Here is a 438-nt window from a genome sequence, read left to right as displayed (position 1 = left end):
GGGTGTGTTGACATTTGTTGCTTAAAAAAATAGCGAGATAGTAAAATTAAATCGCCAAACCTAATTCACTACTCGCTATGCCTCGTACAATGCTGAATGATCAACACTGGTCTAAGTTAAAATCTATTTTGCGCAATTTTAATATTTATCTCAAACCAAATTTGAGAAATTTTATAGAAGCTATTCTTTTTAGGATTAGAACAGGTTGCCCTTGGCGTGATTTACCTGAAGAATTTGGTAAATCCAATTCAATATTTCAAAAGTACAATCGCTGGTCTATCAAAGATAAGATAATGAAAATATTTAAATTATTAGCTAATGATGCGGATATTGAGTGGCTGTTCATTGATGGTACTCACGTAAGAGCACACCAACATTCTGCTGGAATCAAAAACCAAGATATTTCCAAAAGCATTGGTGGAAATAGCTCTAAAATAC

At 33.1% G+C, this 438-nt stretch carries 1 protein-coding gene; it reads left to right on the top strand.

Annotation, left to right across the window (positions count from 1 at the left end; genetic code table 11):
- Window positions 1-77 precede the first annotated feature (77 nt).
- Window positions 78-438: transposase (locus EXE10_RS21235; protein ID WP_130114616.1), on the top strand; the 361-nt coding region annotated here is incomplete at its 3' end.

The sequence above is a fragment of the Acinetobacter sp. WCHAc060033 genome (assembly GCF_004209125.1).
In the GTDB taxonomy this organism is placed as follows: domain Bacteria; phylum Pseudomonadota; class Gammaproteobacteria; order Pseudomonadales; family Moraxellaceae; genus Acinetobacter; species Acinetobacter wuhouensis.
Note: the sequence above shows the minus strand (reverse complement) of the source record. Positions and strands in the feature narration are given on the sequence as shown.